Genomic DNA, 19,170 nt, shown 5'->3' on the forward strand with positions numbered 1-19,170 from the left:
TAGCCGATCTTTTTTCCGCCAGGTGGCGTCCGTCCGGCGAGCGGATAGGATCGGGTCCGCTTTCGCTCGCGGCTGCTCATCGGTGGGGAACGCGCCGGGCCAGAACAGAATGGATGAAGAGGATCATATGACCGAGATAAGTTTCGACGGCCGCGTGGCGATCATCACCGGGGCGGGCAATGGCCTGGGCAAGGACTATGCGTTGGAGCTTGCCCGGCGCGGGGCGAAGGTCGTGGTCAACGATCTGGGCGGCAGCGGATCGGGGCAGGGCCGGTCGCATAATGCGGCCGACCTGGTGGTGCAGGAAATTCGCGACAATGGCGGGGAGGCCGTCGCCAATTATGACAGCGTGTCGACCCGTCAGGGGGGTGCGGGCATCGTCCAGACCGCCCTCGACGCCTTCGGGAAAGTCGATATCTGCATCAACAATGCGGGCTTTCTGCGCAATGGCCGGTTCGAGGATCTGACCGACGAGCAGATCGATGTGATCATCGACGTGCATCTGAAGGGGGCGATCTATGTCGCCCAGCCTGCCTATAGGGCGATGCGCCGGAACGGTTATGGCCGGTTTCTTTTCACAGGTTCGGCCTCCGCCATGTTCGGCCATGCGTGGCAGGCCAATTATGCGGCGGCCAAGGGCGGGCTTATGGGCCTTAGCCATATCGTCGCCATTGAAGGGTCGGCCTATGGCATCACGTCGAACCTGCTGATGCCCACGGCGCAGTCCCGGCTGGCGGCGGAGATGGATGCCGGTTTCATGGAAATCCCCGCCTTCGCGCAAGCGGTGCAGAACGCTGATTATGCCGCGAGCGACGGGCGCGTCGAAGTGCCGTTCAATACGCCGCTCGCCGTCTATCTGGTCAGCGAGCAATGCACATCGACCCATGGCATTTATTCGCAGAATAGCGGCCGCTACGCCAAGGTGCGCATCTGCGCCGCGGACGGCTGGGTCGCGCCGATGGGTTCCACGCCGCCCAGCGTGGAGGATGTCGCGGCGCATTGGAACGCCATCACGGACGGCGCGGTCGCGCATGAGCCACTGACCGTCTATGACGAGTTCACCGCCGTTGCCGACGCGGCGCGGCGTCAGGGGCTGATCTGATGGAATGCGCCCGGTCCGGTGGGCCGGGCTTTGGTCCTAGCGATCGCTGTAGGGGCCGCCGATAAATTCGCGGTCGAAGCGCTGGTGCAGGTCGCCCAGCAGGCGGGACAGCGTCTGCCGGTCGGCGGCGCTGAGTTGGCGGAAGAAGCGGACCAGCTTCGATTGCGCGGCGATATCGACGATGGCGCGTTCGATAAGGGCGTGACCCCTGGGTGTCAGGAACAGGTCGAAGGCGCGCCGGTCTTCGGCGTTGCGGCGCCTTTCCAGCAGGCCGTCCTTTTCCAGGCGCGCGATCCTGGTCGAAACTACGGCGTCGGAGACATAGAGGGTGGACGCCAGATCGGTGGCGCGGTGCGGCCTTTCCTGATCGATCGCCAGCGTGCCGAGAAGGTCCAGATCGGCGAAACTGCACCCCAGCTTGCCGGCGATGCTGTCCAGATCGGTCGTGACCAGATGCCCGACCGTGAAGAAATGCCAGAGCGGGCCGAAATGCTCGCTTTCCGTGCCGGGCATGCGGCGGGCGTAGAAGGAACGGCCCGCGTTGAGTTGGTCAACAGGCTTGCGAGGCATGGTTCGCGCCGTCCTTCATCCGGCATGCAGGCGACGGGCGCTGGTTCAGGGCCAGCACAGGTCGAGGCGGAGCACGCCGTTGACCATGCCCGTCGCCAGCACCGGCTTCGTGTCTGGTTTGATGTGGAAATCGGGGATGCGGCTCAGCCATTCCTGGAGGAAGATGCGGATTTCGCGGCGGGCCAGGACCGCGCCGGGGCAGGCGTGGGGACCGTTGCCGAACGCCGCGTGCACCGGCCTGTCCCGGTCGAAATCCACCACCAGCGGATTTTCATTGATCCGGTCGTCCAGTCCCACCCAAAGATTGGCGGGGAGGATGCGGTCGCCCGCCCGGAAATATACGCCGCCATATTCGAAGTCTTCGGCGATCACGCGGGCAGTGTTGGCAAGGCCATGGCGACGGATCATTTCCTCTATCGCATGTTTGACGAAGGCTTCGTCGTCCAGCCGTTCGACCAGTTGCCGTCTATGGCCGGGATTCATCGCCAGGAAGCGGGCGATGAAACCGATCATCCCGGCGACGGTGTCCAGCCCGCCGAATAACACCAGCGTTGCGTAGCTGACCGCCTCCATTTCGGAAATGCGGCCGTCGCCGACATTTACGTTGACGAGCTTGCTGAGCAGATCCTGTCCGGGATTTTCACGGCGGGCGCGAATCTCGCCAAGTAGATAGCCGCCCATTTCCTGTTGCGCCTGCAACCGGATTTCGGCGGTGCGGCCGCGCACCGAACGCTCCGCAATGGGGAGCAGGCGATGCTTGTCGGAAAGGGGAAGGTCGACCAGTTCGAGGAAGACGTGGATGGGCAGAATCTTGGCGAAATCCTCGATAAATTCGCATTCGCCCTGCGGCAGGACGCGCTCGATCGCCTCCACCGCGACATCGCGCACCTTGCTCTCCAGTTCCCCGACGACCGCGGGCATCAGCGATTGCATCAGGGGACGGCGGTACCGCGCATGTTCGGGCGGGTCCATTTCCAGCGGGATCTGGCGCTGCGTACCCTCCGGCATGGGCGGCAGGACGATGTGCTTGTGCGAAAAATGATGATAGTCGCGCTGCATCGCCAAAATGTCTTCGCCCCGCGTCGCGACCCAGTGGCCGCCATTATGCGGGGTCCAGAAGATATCGGGATTGGCCTGCTGGATCGCGGCATAGGCCGCCTGCACATCCTCGGCCGCGCCGGGGACGTCATAAATGTTGAAATCGCGCACCAGATCGGCCGGGACATGGTCCGGACGCGGGGCCAGCCCGCCTTCTGTCATGCTTGTCACGTCAGCGCTCATTTTCTTTCCTCTCCCCAATAAGCTGCCTGCCGGGAAGGGACGCGACAAGCACCGCGCCCGACCGCAGGCCAAGATTTCACAGGCGTGATATGCAGCGCAAATCCCGGCCTTGCGGCCCCCCTCAATCCTCCGGCGCGATCGCGATGCGCAGGCCATCCAGTTCGGCCGTCAGCGGAATCTGGCATGACAGGCGCGAATAGGCGTCGCGATGTTCCGAACTGTCGAGCAGATCGCTTTCATCCTCGCTGACCGTGGGCAACAGGGCGGCGAAGGCCGGATCGACCTTCACATGGCAGGTCGCGCAGGAGCAGCATCCGCCGCAAAGCGCCAGCATCTCGTCGATACCGGCATCGCGGATCGCTTCCATCAGGGACAGCCCGGTTTCGGCGGCAATTTCCCTTTCCGCGCCGTCGCGGGTCGTGACAATTATATTGGGCATATAGGGTTCCTGGATAGTGAATGTCAGTCGCCGAAGCGGACATGGAGATGCTTGGGCACGCGCATCATCGTACCGCGAATTTCCGGGCGCGGCCTGTCGGGGTCGAAGCGCAGGTTGGGCAGGTTGTCCAGCACCGCATGCAGCGCGCGGGTCATCTCCACCCGCGCCAGATGCTGGCCCACGCAGATATGCGGCCCGCGAGAGAAGGAGAAATGGGCCTTGCGTTCCCGGAAAATGTCGAACCTGTCGGGATCGGGGAAGATCGCCGGGTCGCGATTGGCCGCGCCCGCCACCACGTCGAGCAGCGATCCGGCCGGGATTTCCAGTCCGCCGAGCACGACATCCTGTTTCGCCATGCGAAGCTGCACGGCCACGGGGCCGTCCCAGCGCAGTGCTTCCTCGATCGCGACGGGAATGAGCTTGCGGTCCGCCCGGATCGCGTCGAGCTGGTCGGGATTTTCCAGCAGCGCCGTCAACAGCACGCTGGTGCCGCGATAGGTGGTGTCGCCCGCCGCGTTCATCAATTGCCGCAGGAAGGAGATCAGCACCAGAGGCGGCAGATAATCGCCATCCACTTCGGTATTGGCGAGCAGGCTGACCAGATCGTCGCCGGGATTGCGCCGCCGTTCATCCACCAGGGCGGTGAAATATTCGCCCAGCTTGCGTGATGCCTCCTGCGCCTTGTCGATGTGCATATAGTCGGTCTGGCCAATGGCCAGTCGCTGAAATGTGTTTACATCCGATTCCGGTAGGTCGAGCTGCTGGTATATCACCTCGAAAGGATAGAGCAGGGTGAATTGTTCGATAAGGTCGGCGCGGCCGGTGCCCACGAACTTGTCCATCAACTTGTGAACCACCGGATCGACGATGGTTTCACCCCATAGCTTCACATATTGGGGCAGGAAGATCTTCTGGAAGATTTTCCGCCAGCGGCCATGTTCGGGATTGTCCATGACGCTGATGCTGCCCTGGCCAAACGTCTCGCCGATGTTGAATTTATAGCCATGGTTGGAAAAGCGGTCGGTGTCGGTCAGGACCGTCAATATCTCGTCCGAACCGACCACCGTGAACATCTTGCGATCCGGATAGGTGGCGGATTGCAGGCCCATTTTGGGGCGATAGTCGCCCTCCAGCACCGGGGCCTGCGCCCGCCATTTCGCGATCTCCGGATAGGGATCGAGCATATCCCCGAAATTGAGGTCGTCCGCGCCGAACGGATCGTAGCTCGGATCGTCATATTCCTGAATTCTGACGGCGGTTTCCATGGCTGGAATATCTCCTATACAGCATATGCTACATAAATCTGCCCGCCGCTGCTGTCAATCGATCGGCGGCCCCACCAGAGACTGGGCGATCAACTGTTCCAGCACGTCCAGCACGGCTTCGCGGCCGGGCGGGTCGGGGAAGAGAGCGTCGCGCAAAATCACACTGGCGGCGATCATGCCGAACCCCAGGCGCACGCCGATGCCGAGGTCGAAGGGCGGTTCGATCCCCGCCAGCGCATAGCGTTGGCGGACCTGATCGACCGACTGTTCGAAAAAGGGCGCAAGGCCGCGTAGACCCGGCGCCGCTTCCTCGCCGCCGGTTGGCGGTCCGGCCAGAAGGGCGCGGAACATCGCCTCATTGCCTTCGAACAATTCATAGACCTGCCGGGTAAAACGGCGCGTCTCCGCCTGCCGGGGGAAGGCTGCGGTGGGATCGGGATGCAGTTCCACGAAGTCGGCCATCAGCGTGTCGAACGGCGCGATCACCACTGCGTTGAACAGCCCGGCCTTGTCGCCATAATAGCGGAACAGCAGAGTTTCGCTGACATCGGCCAGACGCGCGATTTCCCGCGTCGTGGTGCCGCCATAGCCGCGTTCGGCGAATAATTGCCGCGCCGCGTCGCAGATGCGCTGGACCACATCCTCGCGCGTGCGCCGCCGCCGCCGCACGCGCCCGTCATCTTCGGCGGCGACCGTTTCGGCTGTCAGGATTTTAGCGATTGCGACCCTCCAAGATTTATATCGGCCAAGATTATATCGGCCGCATTCCACGCCGACGCCATGATCGGTCCGTTGGTATTGGCCGAAACCATCGTAGGCATGATCGATCCATCCATGACGCGCAAGCCGTCCACGCCCTTCACGCGCAGTTTTTCGTCCAGCACCGCATCGTCGAAATCGCCCATGCGGCAGGTTCCGCAGGCATGATAGCCCGCCTGGCCGATCTGGCGGAAGGCCGACAATATTTCATCGTCGGTCTGGAGCGAGCGGGTCGGTTCGCGCTCCCCCGCGATCATCGGCGCGATGGCGGGCCGGGCCATCCAGTCGCGCAGATAGCGGTGCATCGCCACCGTGACCGCGCAATCATAGGGATCGGTCAGGTAGCCCGCGCTGATCCGGGCGGGGGCTAGCGGATCGGACGCGGTAATCCGTACCGACCCCTCGCTGCGGGAGCGCAGGGGGTAGCCGAACAGGGTGATGCTGTGCGCCGGATCGATGGCCATATTGCCCCTTTCGTCCGGCGCGGCGACGGCGGGGGACAGCAGGATTTCGATGTCCGGCGTCTCCGATTCCGGCAACACGGTCGCGAAGGCGCCGACATTGCCATAGCCCGCCGCCATCGGCCCGGTGCGGGTGAGGTAATAGCGCAGCACGTTGCCGACCAGTTTCAGGCCCGCCAGATCCTTGTTCTGGCTGTGCGGTACGGCAAGGTCGTAGACCATGGAGAGCAGGCGATGTTCCAGCATATGTTCGCCCACGCCGGGACTGTCGGCGACGACGGGGATGCCCAGGCCACGCAGCAATGCGGCGGCGCCGATGCCGGAGCGCTGGAGGATTTGCGGCGACATCAGCGCGCCGGCGCTGACGATGATGTCGCGGCCGCTGGAGAAGTCCCGGATGGCGCCGTTTACATTGGCGCGAACGCCGGTTGCGCGGCGGCCGGTGAACAGGACCTTGTCGACGATCGCGCCGGTGACGATGCGCAGATTGGCCCTGCCGCGCGCCCGCTTCAGGAAAGTCTGCGCCGCGCTCTGCCGCTTGCCCTTCCAGATGGTGCGCGGGGTGTAGCCGACGCCAGCGCGGCCCGACCGGTTGAGATCGGCGACGCGGGGCACGCCCATCTGCTCGCCCGCCGCGATGAAGGCTTCGGTCAGCGGGTCGCGCATCGGTTCCACGGAGATGCGTAGCGGACCCTCTCCCCCGCGCACGCCGTCGCTGCCCAGTTCATGGCCTTCCATGGCGCGGAAGGCCGGGCCGATCCTGTTCCAGCCCCAGCCTTTCGCGCCCAGCGCTTCCCACCCGTCATAATCTTCGGGCTGGCCGCGAAAATACATCATGCCGTTGACCGAGGAGGAGCCGCCCAGCATCTTGCCGCGTATCCAGGTTTCGGACGGAATGGCTTCATGTCCTTCGGTCTGGAAATACCAGACATGGCGGGGGTCGGTGTAGAGCTTGGCGGCGCCGCGCGGCATGTGGATGAAGGGGTTGCGGTCGTCCGGTCCCGCCTCCAGCAGCAAAACGCTGTTCGACGGATTTTCCGACAGGCGGTCGGCCAGCACGCAACCGGCCGAACCGCCGCCGACGATGATATAATCATAGGTCATCACAGGGTCGCCCGGATGACGTCGCCGATGATGGTGCGGCTGTCTTCCGCTATGTCGATCGTGTCGAACATGCGATTGTGGCAGATGCCGACCGCCAATTTGCTGTCCGGGTCGGCCCAGCCGATATTGCCGCCCATGCCCGGATGGCAGAGCGCGCGCATGTTGCGCGGGGCGGATACGGGCGGGTTTTCCGCGCCGCCCAGCCAGAAGCCGGACCAGGCGATGGGCACGACCATGCCGAAGAAGACGGGATCGGCATCCTCGAAATGGGGGCGGGGGGCGGCGAAGCTGGCGACGCGCTCCTCCGACAGCAGGCGGACGCCGTTGAACTGCCCGCCATTGGCCAGCATCGCCCAGAAGCGGGCGTTGCTGCGCGCGCTGAAGATGCCGCCGACGGCCGGGATGCAGGCGCGGCGCACATAGGGGCGTTCGAACGGATCGGGCATCAGGTCGACGATCAGGGGCTGGGCCTGCCGCATCATATTATTGTCGGGGGCGACATAGACTGCGGCGGCGTCCAGCTTCGCGATGCGCGGCTCGACGGCATCGGGGATGCCCATCCACAGGTCGGTGGCGCCCAGCAGGTCGGCAATCTCCTCCTTGACGAACTGGCCGAAGGGGCGGCGTTCGGGATCGGTCCGGCGCACCACTTCGCCCACCATCCAGCCGAAGGTCATGGATTGGTAGGAGGAACGGCTGCCTGCGGGATAGACCCCCTCCATCTCCGCGATGCGGCGGCACATCCAGTCCCAGTCGGTCATCAGTTCGGGCGTCACGTCAGGCGGCATGCGCAGCACGCCGGACACATGGGACAGGACGTGGCGGACGGTGACGTCGCCCTTCCCGGCCTGCGCGAATTCGGGCCAATAGGCCGCGACCGGCGCATCATATTCGACCAGGCCGCGTTCCGCCTGGATATGCAGGGCGGTGGCGGTCACCGCCTTCGACACGGAATAGACGTTGAACAGCGTGTCGCCGTCGACCGGCCTGCCCGTTGTGGGATCGGCGACGCCCGACCAGCAGTCGACAATCTGATCCTCACCCAGCCAGGCGCTGACCTGAATGCCGATTTCCTTGCCCTCCGCGACAAGCCGGTCCAGCACTTCCTGCACCGCGTCGTTGACCTTCGTCATCCTTCCAATCGCCTTTCCCGCTTGCCATGGCTTCGATGCCAGCTATCAAGTGTGTGCTTGATAGCATGGATTGGGACGAGGGAAAGAGAGATGGGCGAAGCGTTCGAAAATATCATAATGACGCAGGATGAGGGGATCGTGGAATTGCGCATCCACCATCGTGGCGGCCCGGCCAAATGGGCGCTCTGGGGCGGGTTGCACAAGGAATTGGGCATCGCCTTCGCGCAAGTCGCCGCCGATCCCGACGCCCGCCTGCTGCTGATAACCGGTACGGGCGACAGTTTCTGCGCGGAATTCGACATGGATGGCGAGGCGCCGCAGATGAGCGCCGCGACATGGGACGTGATCTTCCGAGAGGGCAGGGCGCTGCTCAACAACCTGCTGGCGATCGAGATTCCGGTGGTGGCCGCCGTCAATGGACCGGCCTTCATCCATGCGGAGATCGCGCTGCTCGCCGATGTCGTGCTGGCGGCGGAAGGGGCTGTCTTTGCCGACGAGCCGCATGCGCTGGCCGGTGTGGTGCCGGGCGACGGCGTGCACAGCATCTGGCCGATGCTGCTGGGGCCGAACCGTGGGCGCTATTTCCTGATGACGGGGCAGGAAATCGGCGCGGCCGAAGCGCTGGCGCTGGGGCTGGTGGGGGAGGTGCTGGCGCCTGACGCGCTGATGCCGCGCGCGCGGGAACTGGCGCGCACGATCGCGGCCCGCCCGGCCATCGCCAATCGCTATACCCGTGTCCTGCTTAGCCGCGATATCAAGGCGCGATTGGCGGCGGAGCTGGATCAGGGGCTGGCGATGGAGGGCATGGCGATCCTTGCGGCCATGGGTCAGGCGTGATCCGCTGGCGATGGCAGGCTGCCCGTTTGCTTGTCATTATAGGTTCTTTTGCGTATCTATAATGACAAGAAGAACATCTGATGCGGAGGGTAGGGTGCAGAATTTTTTCAAGGGCTTTTTCCAGTTCGGTTACGTGACGCGGGACGTGGATGCGGCCGTCGCCACGTTTCGCGAGAAGTTCGGCCCGGTCGAGTTCGCTGTGAACGAACCCCCCGCGATCAACGGACAGGCGGCGCCGACGCGGCGCATTGCGCTGGCCTGGATCGACGATGTGATGACGGAGATCATCGAGCCGGACCCCATGCAGAAAACCATCTATGACGATCATGTGCCCACTGCCGAGGGGCCGATCCGGCTGCATCATTTCGGCTATCTGATCGATGACCATCAGGCGATGCTCGATCGGCTGAAGGGCATGGGATATGATGTGCCGATGGCCGGATCGATGGCGGGGGTGCTGGACTATAGCTATGCCGACACGCGGTGCGACCTGGGCATGTGGTCGGAATTCATTCGTCTGGATGAGGGGGGCAAGGCGTTTTTTGGCGCTGTGCCGCGCACGATGACCGGGGCGAAATAAGGCAGGCGATGGCATGGCGCGCATGACGGGCCATGCCATCTTTAAATCCGGTTGCCCGCGGGTGCGGGGGAATGCCGGTCCTTAGAGCTTCTTGAGGTCGTCGGCGGTCAGGCTGGTGACCAGGCCCTTTTCACCGCTCGATAGGGTTGCCGCGGGAATCGACACGAAACGGCCCCGGTAGATGATCTGCACGGATGTCGCGGCGCCTTCGGCATTCGCATAGACGCGGTCGATGAAGCCGATGCGGACGCCGTCTGCCGTCTTGACCATGGTGCGGGCCTTGATGACGGGGGCGTCCTGCGCGACCGCCAGGCTGGAGAAGGACAGGGCAGCCGCCAGAGCAAAAATATATTTCATATATGCCTCTTATCTGTTTGCCCGCGCGCGCTACCATGCCGCGTTGCAGCAAACAAAAGAATCCGACAGGGTGCAGGACGCCATCGCCTATCTGAAGCCTGCGGCGCGGATTGCGTTGAAACGGGCGTCGATTGAGGGCATGGAGCGTTGCATGCAGAATGAACAGGCATATGGCGGCGCGGAACTGGAGGCGTCGGGGCATTTCGAGCCGCTGACCCGGCCGGAGGCGTTGACCGAAATGGTCACGGAGCGGCTGCGCAACGCAATCCTGACGGGCCTGCTGGCGCCCGGCACCCATTTGAGCGTGCCTGAAATCGCCCGGCAGTTGGGAGTCAGCCGCACGCCCGCGCGCGAAGGCTTGATCGCGCTGGAGCGTGAAGGGCTGGTCGAACCCCGCGCCAAGACCGGCGTGGCGGTGATCGCGGGGGGCACGCCCGATATTCTCGATCTGCTGGATATTCGCGAGGGGCTGGAGATCATGACCGTGCGCCGCGCGGCGGAGCGGATGGACGCGGAAGGCGTGGCGCGGCTCCGGACGCTGTTCGCGCAGCATCAGACCGTGGTGGAAAACAGCGATCTGGCGGCGCATGTCGAGCTGGACGCGGCCTTTCACGGCGTGATCCGCGATGGCGCGGGCAATATGCGGCTGGCGCGCCAACTGGTGCAGATCGACCAGCAATTGCGCGTGTTGAACAGCCGGCTTTCGCGCTCCAGCGGTTGGAGCGGCCGGGCCGTCCTGCGGGATCACAAGGCGATCATCGACGCGATCGAAGCCGGCAATCCCGATGCCGCCGAACGGCATATGCGGGCGCATATAGAGCGTACCCGCGCATTCCAACTGCGCTCGGTCGCGCAGGACTGAGCCTGCCCGGTCGATCATCCCACATAATGGATAGGTGATGTCTGGCGCGCAGGCCATGCGCGGCATCGATGATCTGCATGTTGCATGTATAAATGCCGTCCGAGGGAAAGGAGGATGGCAGGATGATTCGGCTGGATGGGCGCATCGCGATCGTCACCGGCGCCGGGCGCGGCATGGGGCGGACCCATGCCCTTCTGCTGGCGGCGAGGGGGGCGAAGGTCGTCGTCAACGATTATGGCGGCGCGCAGTCTACCCTGGAGCCGGGCACCATATCCCATGCGCAGGCCGTGGTGGATGAAATCAGGGCGGCCGGGGGCGAAGCCGTGGCGGACGCGGAAATGGTGGGAACGGGCGACGCCGCGCGCGCCATTGTCGACCATGCGCTGGATGCGTTCGGGCGCGTCGATATTCTGATCAACAATGCGGGGGGATCGCTGATCGGCGAACCCGATGCGTTCACCGATGAAGAGATAGAGGGCGTGCTGCGGACCAACTTCATCGGTCCCTATATGCTGTTGCGCCGCGTCTGGCCGTTGATGCGCGACCAGGGGTTCGGGCGGATCGTCAACATCATGTCGTCGGCTGTTCTGGGCGCGGGACATTTGGGGCCATATGCGGCGGGCAAGGCCGGGCTGTTGGGGTTGACCCATGATGCCGCGTTTGACGGGCGGGCGCATAATATATTGGTGAACGGCGTCTTCCCCACCGGCGCGTCCCGCCTGACGGAAACGTCGCAGGAGGATCTGGCGCTTTGGTATCGCACCCATTTCCAGCCGGAGAAAGTATCTGCGCTGATCGCCTATCTCAGCAGCGAGGAACTGGATTTCAGCGGGGAGGTGTTCAATGTGGGCGGCGGGCGCGTCGCGCGGCTGGGCATTTTCGACAATGACGGGCTGTTCGATCCCGCGATCACGCCGGAAAGCATAGCCGCGAACATCGACCTGATCCGCGACCTGAGCAAACCCACCATCATCCCCACGCTTTGGGCGCAGACCGAGCGCTATTTCGCGCACATCCCATGGACGGGCGGCAAGGCCGGCCTGTTCTGAACTGGCAGAAGGACGAGATATGGAAAGGCCGCTGGAAGGGAAGGTCGCGCTGATAACCGGCAGCGGGTCGGGCATGGGCGTGGGCATCGCGCTCGCGGTTGCGAAGGCTGGCGCGGCGGTGGCGCTGGTGGGCCGCACGGCGGAAACATTGGAGCGCACGCGGGCGCAGATCGAGGAGGCCGGGGGCCGCGCCATCGTCGCGCCGTGCGACATCACCGACCGGGCGCAGGTCGACGCCGCCGTGGCGCGGACGCAGGCGGAACTCGGCCCCATCTGGCTGCTGGTCAACAATGCCGTTTCGACCGACAACCGGCCCATCGAGGAGGTGGACGACGCCAATCTGGACCTTGTCCTGCGATCCTCGATCCACGGGTCGCTCTATATGATGCAAGCCTGTTTTCCGACGATGAAGGAGCGGGGCGGGCGGATCGTGAATTTCGGTTTGGGCGGGGCGACCATGGGCCTGCCGGAAGTCGGCGCCTATGCCATCGCCAAGGAGGGCGTGCGCGGCCTGACCAAGACGGCGGCGACCGGCTGGGGCCGATATGGGATCACCGTCAACACCGTCTGCCCCATGGTAGCGACGCCGCTGTTCGATACATGGTGGCAGAGCCTGAGCGAGGCCGAACGCGAACATCAGCTTTCGATGATCCCGATGCGCCGCATGGGCAATGGGGAACAGGATGTCGGCGGGCTGATCGTCTTCCTGGGCAGCGAGGGCGCGGGATATATCACCAGCCGCACGCTGCATGTGGACGGGGGCCGCGCATTTTATGACCGCTGATCGCATGGCCGGACCTGCACATGCGCTGGTGCCGGGCATCTGACGAAGGAGAAAGAAGGTGCGAGGGATGGATGCATCGGTGCGCTGCGTGCTGGATATCAAGGCGGAATCGGGGGAAACCCCAGTCTGGTCCGTCGCTGAACGAAAGCTGTTCTGGGTGGATCAGGAAGCGCACCGGCTGAACGGCTTCGACCCGGTCGGCGGGATCAACGAAAGCTGGCGGATGCCCGCCCATGTCAGCAGTTTCGCGCTGCGCGGCGCGGGAGAGCGGATCGTCGTGGCGCTGCGTACCGGGCTGTTCGATTTCGACCGGGCCAGCGGCGCGCTCCATCCCATCGCCGCGCCGCCGCCCTATCCTGTCGAAACCCACCGCTATAATGACGGGCGGTGCGACCGGCAGGGCCGTTATCTGATCGGATCGGTCGACCTTTCCTATTTTCAGACCAAAGTGCCAGGAGGCGCGGCCGTCTACCGGCTGGATGGTTCCGGGCTGACCGAAGTGATCGGGGATATCACCTGCAGCAATGGCATGGCGTTCAGCCCGGACGGGCGCACCATGTATCTGGCGGATTCCCCGGCGGGGGTGGTTTACGCCTTCGATTATGACATTGCGACCGGCACCCCGTCCAACCGCCGCGTCTTCGTGGAGCGGGACCGCGATGACGGGATTTTCGACGGCGCGGAAGTGGATGCGACAGGCGGTTACTGGGTCTGCCTACTGATGAAGGGAGCCGTGGCGCGCTACACGCCGGACGGCAGGCTTGACGGGGAAATCCCGGTGCCCGTGCTGCAACCCACCAAGCTTGCCTTTGGCGGGCCCGACCTGGGGACGCTTTACCTCACCTCGGCCGGGCACCGGCACCTTCCCGGCGACCAGCCGCTGGGCGAGCAGGCGGGAGGCGTGTTCGCGATCGAGACGGGTTTCAGAGGAATTGCCGAGCCGACCTATCGCTTCTAGGCGTAAAAGAACATTGCAATGTTGCATGCAACATGCAAATAGAGTCGCGAGGTGACGATATGACGATAATTCTCGACCCTGGCGCATCGCTGGCGCACGACATTGCCGATCCCGGCCCCGACGCGGGCGAACTGGCGGGCAGGAAGATTGCGATCCGCATCGACATGCTGTGGCGCAGTTGGGATTGGGTCAGTGAAATCTGGGCCGAAGCGCTGCGGGCGGAGGGGGCGGAGGTGACCTTCTGGCGCAGTTGCGGCCGCACCGGTGAGGAAGGCGAACAGGCCGACCGCGAATATGGCGCGCTGCTGGCGCAAAGCGACATGGCCATTGTGGGCCTGGGCAATTGCGGCTCCTGCACCAGTTGGACCATCGCCGACGCGCTGACGGCGGCCGCCACCGGCATACCGACCATCGCGGTCGCCACCGCCCATTTCGAAGGGCTGGCCAATAATCTGGCGAAGCGCGGCGGCCGTTCCGGCCTGCGGCTTCACGTCCTTCCCTATCCTCTCGACATTCTTCCAAAAGAGCAGGTCCATGACATTGCAAGAAACCACTATCGATCGTTCCTGCGGAATTTCGGGGTGCGAAGCGGACTGGCTGAGCAGTCGGCGGCATGAGGTCGACGACGACATCGTCGCCTTCAACAATTTCGCCATGGCGCAGGGCTGGGGCGACGGGCTGCCGCTGATCCCGCCGACGCAGGAGCGGGTGCAGGATTTCCTGATCGCGGGCGGGCGCTTTCCCGACGAGCTGATCGCCGTGCTGCCGCCGTTGCGCGCCGAATGCACGGTGGAAAAGATCGCGATCAATGCGGTCATGGCGGGCTGCACGGGCGATGCCATGCCGCTGCTGTGCGCGGCGATCGGGGCGATGGCGGATTCCAAATTCGACCTTGCGGGCCTGAACGCCACCACCGGGTCGGTGGTGCCCGCGCTGATCGTCAACGGGCCGATCCGCAACCGGCTGGACATTCCCTATCAGGCCGGTTGCCTGGGCGGGGTGGCCAGCCCGGCCGTGGCCATCGGCCGGGCCATCCGGCTGATCATGCGCAATGTCGCGGGCCAGTTGATCGGTTCGACCTCCCAAAGCGTCTATGGCACGCCGGGGCGCGTCGCGGGCATCGTCTTCGGCGAGTGGGAGGAACGCTCCCCCTGGGCGCCGCTGGCGGAACGGCGCGGCGTGCCGGGCGATGCCGTCACGGCCTATGGCGCGATGGGCACGGCCAATATCTGCGATGTGGTGGCGAACAGCGCCGACGGCTTTCTGGACATGATCGCCAAGTCCATGGCCTATCCGGGGGCGAACGGCTTCCTGCCGTCCTCCGCCTTTGCCGAGACGTTGTGCGCGATCAATCCGATCTGGGCGGAGGTGATCGCGAAGACTTATCCCCGGATCGAGGATGTGCAGGCCTATCTCTGGGACAAATGCGCCCTGCCGATCGACTGGTTCCGGCCTGAATATCGCGATCCCATCGCCAATCTGGGCCGGATCAAGCCCGATGGCCGCGTCCATCTGGTGCCGATGCCCGACGACGTGCTGGTCATGGTCGCGGGGGGCGAAGGCGGGCTGCATGCCGCCATGCTGCATAGCTGGGGGACCTGCCTTACCGTCACGCGGCCAGTGACGGTATGAGAAGTGACGGCATGAGAGGTGACATGATCATCGGTGATCGCGTTCGCGGGCGGGCCGAACTGCTCGACCGGGCGGCGCGGCTGGCGAGCGCGATGGCGGCGGCGGGCGTCGGTGCGGGCGACGCGGTGGCGCTGCTGCTGCGCAACGATTTCGCCGTGCTGGAGGCCAATCTGGCGGTGCGCAAGCTGGACGCCTATGGCGTGCCGATCAACTGGCACTGGCATGGGGCGGAGATAGGCTATGTGCTGCGCGACGCCGCCCCCCGGCTGCTGATCGGCCATGCCGACCTGCTCGACGGCATAAGGGGCCAGATTCCGGATGATTTGCCCGTCATCGCCATCGGTGGAACGGGCGAGCGGCAGGATTATGACGGCTGGATCGCCGCGCATCCCTCCTATGCGGGCAATGGCAACGGCCTGGGTTCCTCCATGGTCTATACGTCAGGCACCACCGGCAAGCCCAAGGCGGTCAAGCGCCTGCCCGCGACCGGCGAGGAATCGGCGCAGCGCGCGCGCGTCCTGTCCGTCATTCACGATACCGCGCCGGGCAACGTCGCGCTGGTGACGGGGCCGCTCTATCATCTGTTCAGCCAGGCGATCCTGATGGCGACCTTCGGCGCGGGAGGCACGGTGGTGGTGATGGAGCGCTTCGATCCCGAAGAGTGCCTGCGCCTTATCCAGAAGCATGGCGTCACCCACAGTGCGCTGGTGCCCACATTGTTCGTCAGGCTGCTGCGCCTGCCCGAAGAGGTGAAGGCGCGATACGATCTTTCCACCCTTCGGCATGTCGTCCATTCCGGCGCACCCTGCGCGCCCGAAGTCAAAAGGGCGATGCTGAACTGGTGGGGGCCGGTCCTGTACGAAACCTATGGATCGACCGAAACCGGCGTCGTCACCAAGATAAGTCCTGAAGAATGGCTGGCCAGACCCGGCAGCGTCGGGCGGCCGGTGCTGACCGGGGAAGTCCGTATTCGGGATGAAGGCGGCCAATGGGCCGGGCCGGGACTGACGGGCGACGTCTATCTGCGCATCCATGGCACGCCCGACTTCACCTTTCACGGCGATCCCGGAAAGCGGGCCGCGGTGGAACATGACGGACTGATCACTTGCGGCGACATAGGCTGGCTGGATGAAGAGGGCTATCTGTTCCTGTGCGACCGGCGCGTCGACATGGTGATATCCGGTGGGGTCAACATCTACCCGGCTGAGGTCGAGGCGGCCCTGCTGGAACATCCGGGGGTGGGGGACTGCGCCGTGTTCGGCGTGCCCGACCCTGAATTTGGCGAGGCGCTGGTCGCGCATGTCCAGGCCGACGCGGCGCTGACCCCCGATGCGGTGAAGGCATTCCTGCGCGAGCGGATCGCGGGGTACAAGGTGCCGCGTCATGTGGTTGTGAGCGGATATCTGCCCCGCGAGGAGACGGGCAAGATCATGAAGCGGCGATTGCGGGAAAATTTCCTGGCGAATGCGCCAGCCTGAATGGGCCAGCCTGAATGGGAAGGGGAGAGGACGCCATGACCGTGATGGGACGGATCAACTATATCGACCGCAACGCGCCGGCCCCGACGACATGGTATGTCGATCCACCCGCCGGCACGCCGGTCGACAGCGTCGTCATAGAGGCGCATGACATGGCCATCGACGACCTGCGCTGCACAGAGAGTTCGAATATCGGCTCGTCGTCTTTCCCGACCTGGCGCCGCAGACAGGAGCGCATTGACGCATGAACGGACAGGGGAAGGGAGCGATCCCGCCCGGCGCGCTGGCGGGGTTGAAGGTCATCGATATGGCGTCGCTCTATGCCGCGCCGCTGGCCGCGACGATCATGGCCGATTTCGGCGCCGACGTGCTGAAGATCGAGCCGCCGGAGGGTGATCCGTTTCGCGACAGCAAGATGTGGCCGGTCGTCGCGCGCGGGAAGCGTTGCCTGGCGTTGGATTTGCGTTCGGAAGAGGGGATCGGGCGACTTAAGGCACTGGTGGCGCAGGCCGATGTGCTGGTGGAAAATTATCCCGCCGCCGTGCTGGCGAAGCGCGGCATCGGGTGGGATATTCTGTCCGCGATCAACCCGCGCCTCGTCATGCTTTCCGTGTCCTGCTTCGGCGGAACCGGCCCTTATAGGGATCGGCCGGGTTCGGGGACGATTGGCGAGGGTTTTGGCGGCCTGACCGCGCTGATGGGGACCAGCAACGGACCGCCGATGCTGCCTTCGGTCGCGCTGGGCGACGCCGTGGGCGCGATGAGCGCGGTGATCGGCACCCTGTCCGCCCTCTACTGGCGCGACCGCAATGGGCAGGGGCAGCAGGTGGACGCCAGCCTATACGAACCCATCCTACAGATCGTCGCCCATGCGGCGCAAAGATGGGAGCCGGGCCGTTCGCCCGAACGATGCGGGTCGCGGTTGCCCGGCGTGTTGCGCAATGTCTATCGCACCGCTGACGGCCGATATGTCGCCATCTCCGCCAGCACGGCGCGGCACGCCGCCGATCTGGTGGCGCTGGCGGGCGGGGAAGGCGACGATCAGGATGCGCGCGTCGCGGCCTGGATCGCCACCGTGCCGCAGGCGGCGCTGGTCGAGCAACTCGCTGTCCGGCGCATTCCGGTGACGCCGGTCAACAGCATCGACGATATGCTGGCCGATCCGCATGTGCGTTCTCGCGGGAGTCTGGTCCATGTGGCGGATGAGGTGCTGGGCGATCTGGCGCTGGCCGCGCCGACGCCGCGCCTGTCGGCAACGCCGGGCAGGATCGGCGATGTGAACCCGCCGCTTGGCACGGATGCGGACGCCGTTTTGAAGCTATGGACGGGGGGCTGACAGGCGCATCCATGCGGTTCGCGGCGCATCTTGGCATAGCCGATCCTGACGCGCCGTTGCTGGCGGCGACGGCTGGTTCGGTCGATCCGGTCGCGCAGATAGACTGCGCGGCGCGGTTGGGCTTTGCGGGCATCACCGATAATGGCCTGAAAGCGCGCGCGCCGGAGGTGCGGCAGCGCATGGGTCTGGCGCTGCGCGATCATGGGATGGAGATGGGCAGCTTCACCCATGATATGCCGGGGGTAGAGCCGCCCTTCTTCTGGGGCGCGCCGGTTTCCGACATGGAAGCGGCGATGGCGGCCAGTCTGGCGGCGGCGGAGCATGTGGGCGGCGGCAGCATCAACGCGATCCTGCTGGATTGCGGCGCGCCGTTGGCGGAGCAGCTTGCGCGGGCGGTCGATAATCTCGCTGCCGCCGCGACGCTGGCGGCGGAGCGGGGCGTGGCGCTGGCGGTCGAGATGGTGAGTCGGGAGCGGGTGCCGCTGGCCCTGGTGGAAGGCGTGGCCGGGGTTGCCGCCATTGCCCGGTCGGCGGGCGTGGGGCTGATCCTCGACAGTTGCCATTGCCATTGCGCTGGCGACGACATGGCGGCGGCGATTCTGGCGCAGGCGGATATCCTGCGGGCGGTGCAGATCGCCGACATGCCCGGCCGCGTGGAACCCGGCGCGGGCGTGATCGATTTCGCGCCGATCATGGCCGCGCTGCGAAGGATCGGCTGGGACGGGCTGGTCGAGGCGGAACTGATGCCGAAGGGGCCGGGCGTCGAGGGAGAAGCGGCGGCGGTCGCTGCGCTCAGGGCGCTGGGCTGACGCTTCGCTTAGAGCGTTACGATGCCATCAACCCTGCCGTTCGGGCGTATGGACGATCAGGCCGTCCAGCGCCGGGCGCAAGCGGATCTGGCAGGAGAGCCGGGAATCCGCCCGCTTGCCATGGGCGAAATCGAGCATGTCCCATTCGTCGTCGGATGGGGGACCGACCAGATCGATCCACGCCGGATCGACATGCACATGGCAGGTCGCGCAGGCGGCGCTGCCGCCGCATTCGCCGATGATATTCTCCACGCCCGCGCGCTTGCCGATGTCCATCACCGACTGGCCGACATCGCCGTCCAGCGTGGTCGCGACCCCGGAAGGGGTGATGAAGGTGACGTGGACCATGGTATTTCCCTTTGAACCGGCCCGGC

Annotated in this window: 22 protein-coding genes; 13 read left to right on the forward strand and 9 right to left on the reverse strand. The window is 65.0% G+C overall.

Features of this window, described 5'->3' with window-relative positions; genetic code table 11:
- Window positions 1-127: 127 nt before the first annotated feature.
- Window positions 128-1,102 carry an SDR family NAD(P)-dependent oxidoreductase gene (locus BV95_RS06000; RefSeq protein ID WP_037448944.1) on the forward strand — a complete coding sequence of 325 codons (975 nt, stop codon included), beginning with the start codon at window positions 128-130 and terminating at the stop codon, window positions 1,100-1,102.
- A 36-nt stretch (window positions 1,103-1,138) separates the two neighbouring features.
- On the opposite strand, the gene BV95_RS06005 is transcribed toward BV95_RS06000, so the two are convergent.
- The 7 genes from BV95_RS06005 to BV95_RS06035 form a co-directional block, all read right to left on the reverse strand.
- On the reverse strand, window positions 1,139-1,672 hold the full coding sequence (locus BV95_RS06005) for a MarR family winged helix-turn-helix transcriptional regulator (protein ID WP_037448737.1): 534 nt from the start codon (window positions 1,670-1,672) through the stop codon (window positions 1,139-1,141).
- Window positions 1,673-1,717: 45 nt separating this feature from the next.
- Window positions 1,718-2,932, reverse strand: coding sequence for a cytochrome P450 (locus BV95_RS06010; RefSeq protein ID WP_037448947.1), 1,215 nt, complete (start codon window positions 2,930-2,932; stop codon window positions 1,718-1,720).
- 142 nt (window positions 2,933-3,074) lie between these two features.
- A complete protein-coding gene (locus tag BV95_RS06015; RefSeq protein WP_037448739.1) occupies window positions 3,075-3,392 on the reverse strand; it encodes a 2Fe-2S iron-sulfur cluster-binding protein in 318 nt (105 codons plus the stop codon).
- 23 nt (window positions 3,393-3,415) lie between these two features.
- Window positions 3,416-4,657 (reverse strand): cytochrome P450, encoded by a 1,242-nt coding sequence (locus tag BV95_RS06020; RefSeq protein WP_037448740.1) that lies wholly within the window; start codon window positions 4,655-4,657, stop codon window positions 3,416-3,418.
- 54 nt (window positions 4,658-4,711) lie between these two features.
- Window positions 4,712-5,326 (reverse strand): TetR/AcrR family transcriptional regulator, encoded by a 615-nt coding sequence (locus tag BV95_RS06025; RefSeq protein WP_013849396.1) that lies wholly within the window; start codon window positions 5,324-5,326, stop codon window positions 4,712-4,714.
- A gap of 35 nt (window positions 5,327-5,361) precedes the next feature.
- Entirely contained in the window at window positions 5,362-6,981 is a 1,620-nt protein-coding gene (locus tag BV95_RS06030; RefSeq protein WP_037448742.1) for a GMC family oxidoreductase, read from the reverse strand.
- Window positions 6,981-8,114: an EstA family serine hydrolase gene (locus BV95_RS06035; protein WP_037448745.1), complete on the reverse strand. Its 1,134-nt coding sequence runs from the start codon at window positions 8,112-8,114 to the stop codon at window positions 6,981-6,983. Before BV95_RS06035 ends, BV95_RS06030 begins: the two co-directional genes overlap by 1 nt.
- 90 nt (window positions 8,115-8,204) lie before the next feature.
- On the opposite strand from BV95_RS06035, the gene BV95_RS06040 reads away from it, so the two are divergent.
- Together BV95_RS06040 and BV95_RS06045 are read left to right on the forward strand one after the other, a co-directional pair.
- A complete protein-coding gene (locus tag BV95_RS06040; RefSeq protein WP_037448747.1) occupies window positions 8,205-8,951 on the forward strand; it encodes an enoyl-CoA hydratase/isomerase family protein in 747 nt (248 codons plus the stop codon).
- A gap of 94 nt (window positions 8,952-9,045) precedes the next feature.
- On the forward strand, window positions 9,046-9,531 hold the full coding sequence (locus BV95_RS06045; RefSeq protein ID WP_037448750.1) for a VOC family protein: 486 nt from the start codon (window positions 9,046-9,048) through the stop codon (window positions 9,529-9,531).
- An 81-nt stretch (window positions 9,532-9,612) separates the two neighbouring features.
- Here the strand turns inward: BV95_RS06045 and BV95_RS06050 are convergent, their stop codons facing one another.
- Complete coding sequence (locus BV95_RS06050; protein WP_037448753.1) at window positions 9,613-9,888, reverse strand: hypothetical protein; 276 nt, start codon at window positions 9,886-9,888, stop codon at window positions 9,613-9,615.
- 70 nt (window positions 9,889-9,958) lie between these two features.
- Between BV95_RS06050 and BV95_RS06055 the strand changes: the two genes are divergently transcribed.
- From BV95_RS06055 to BV95_RS06100, 10 genes are all read left to right on the forward strand, one after another.
- Window positions 9,959-10,750 carry a GntR family transcriptional regulator gene (locus BV95_RS06055; RefSeq protein ID WP_234703103.1) on the forward strand — a complete coding sequence of 264 codons (792 nt, stop codon included), beginning with the start codon at window positions 9,959-9,961 and terminating at the stop codon, window positions 10,748-10,750.
- A 122-nt stretch (window positions 10,751-10,872) separates the two neighbouring features.
- Window positions 10,873-11,799 carry an SDR family NAD(P)-dependent oxidoreductase gene (locus BV95_RS06060; RefSeq protein ID WP_037448756.1) on the forward strand — a complete coding sequence of 309 codons (927 nt, stop codon included), beginning with the start codon at window positions 10,873-10,875 and terminating at the stop codon, window positions 11,797-11,799.
- Window positions 11,800-11,818: 19 nt separating this feature from the next.
- Window positions 11,819-12,583: an SDR family NAD(P)-dependent oxidoreductase gene (locus tag BV95_RS06065; protein WP_037448758.1), complete on the forward strand. Its 765-nt coding sequence runs from the start codon at window positions 11,819-11,821 to the stop codon at window positions 12,581-12,583.
- 67 nt (window positions 12,584-12,650) lie between these two features.
- A complete protein-coding gene (locus BV95_RS06070) occupies window positions 12,651-13,541 on the forward strand; it encodes an SMP-30/gluconolactonase/LRE family protein (protein ID WP_037448760.1) in 891 nt (296 codons plus the stop codon).
- Between the two features lie 59 nt (window positions 13,542-13,600).
- Window positions 13,601-14,158 carry a UGSC family (seleno)protein gene (locus BV95_RS06075; protein ID WP_037448762.1) on the forward strand — a complete coding sequence of 186 codons (558 nt, stop codon included), beginning with the start codon at window positions 13,601-13,603 and terminating at the stop codon, window positions 14,156-14,158.
- Window positions 14,076-15,173 carry a hypothetical protein gene (locus BV95_RS06080; RefSeq protein ID WP_234703104.1) on the forward strand — a complete coding sequence of 366 codons (1,098 nt, stop codon included), beginning with the start codon at window positions 14,076-14,078 and terminating at the stop codon, window positions 15,171-15,173. The genes BV95_RS06075 and BV95_RS06080 overlap by 83 nt, the downstream gene beginning before the upstream one ends.
- A gap of 23 nt (window positions 15,174-15,196) precedes the next feature.
- On the forward strand, window positions 15,197-16,651 hold the full coding sequence (locus tag BV95_RS06085) for an AMP-binding protein (protein ID WP_234703105.1): 1,455 nt from the start codon (window positions 15,197-15,199) through the stop codon (window positions 16,649-16,651).
- A 35-nt stretch (window positions 16,652-16,686) separates the two neighbouring features.
- Window positions 16,687-16,899 carry a hypothetical protein gene (locus tag BV95_RS06090; RefSeq protein WP_037448771.1) on the forward strand — a complete coding sequence of 71 codons (213 nt, stop codon included), beginning with the start codon at window positions 16,687-16,689 and terminating at the stop codon, window positions 16,897-16,899.
- Window positions 16,896-17,987, forward strand: coding sequence for a CaiB/BaiF CoA transferase family protein (locus tag BV95_RS06095; RefSeq protein ID WP_051749634.1), 1,092 nt, complete (start codon window positions 16,896-16,898; stop codon window positions 17,985-17,987). Before BV95_RS06090 ends, BV95_RS06095 begins: the two co-directional genes overlap by 4 nt.
- Before the next feature lie 11 nt (window positions 17,988-17,998).
- Window positions 17,999-18,796: a TIM barrel protein gene (locus tag BV95_RS06100; protein ID WP_156028583.1), complete on the forward strand. Its 798-nt coding sequence runs from the start codon at window positions 17,999-18,001 to the stop codon at window positions 18,794-18,796.
- Window positions 18,797-18,823: 27 nt separating this feature from the next.
- On the opposite strand, the gene BV95_RS06105 is transcribed toward BV95_RS06100, so the two are convergent.
- Window positions 18,824-19,144 (reverse strand): 2Fe-2S iron-sulfur cluster-binding protein, encoded by a 321-nt coding sequence (locus tag BV95_RS06105; RefSeq protein WP_037448774.1) that lies wholly within the window; start codon window positions 19,142-19,144, stop codon window positions 18,824-18,826.
- Between the last annotated feature and the right edge of the window lie 26 nt (window positions 19,145-19,170).

This window comes from Sphingobium chlorophenolicum (assembly GCF_000722875.1).
GTDB lineage: Bacteria > Pseudomonadota > Alphaproteobacteria > Sphingomonadales > Sphingomonadaceae > Sphingobium > Sphingobium chlorophenolicum.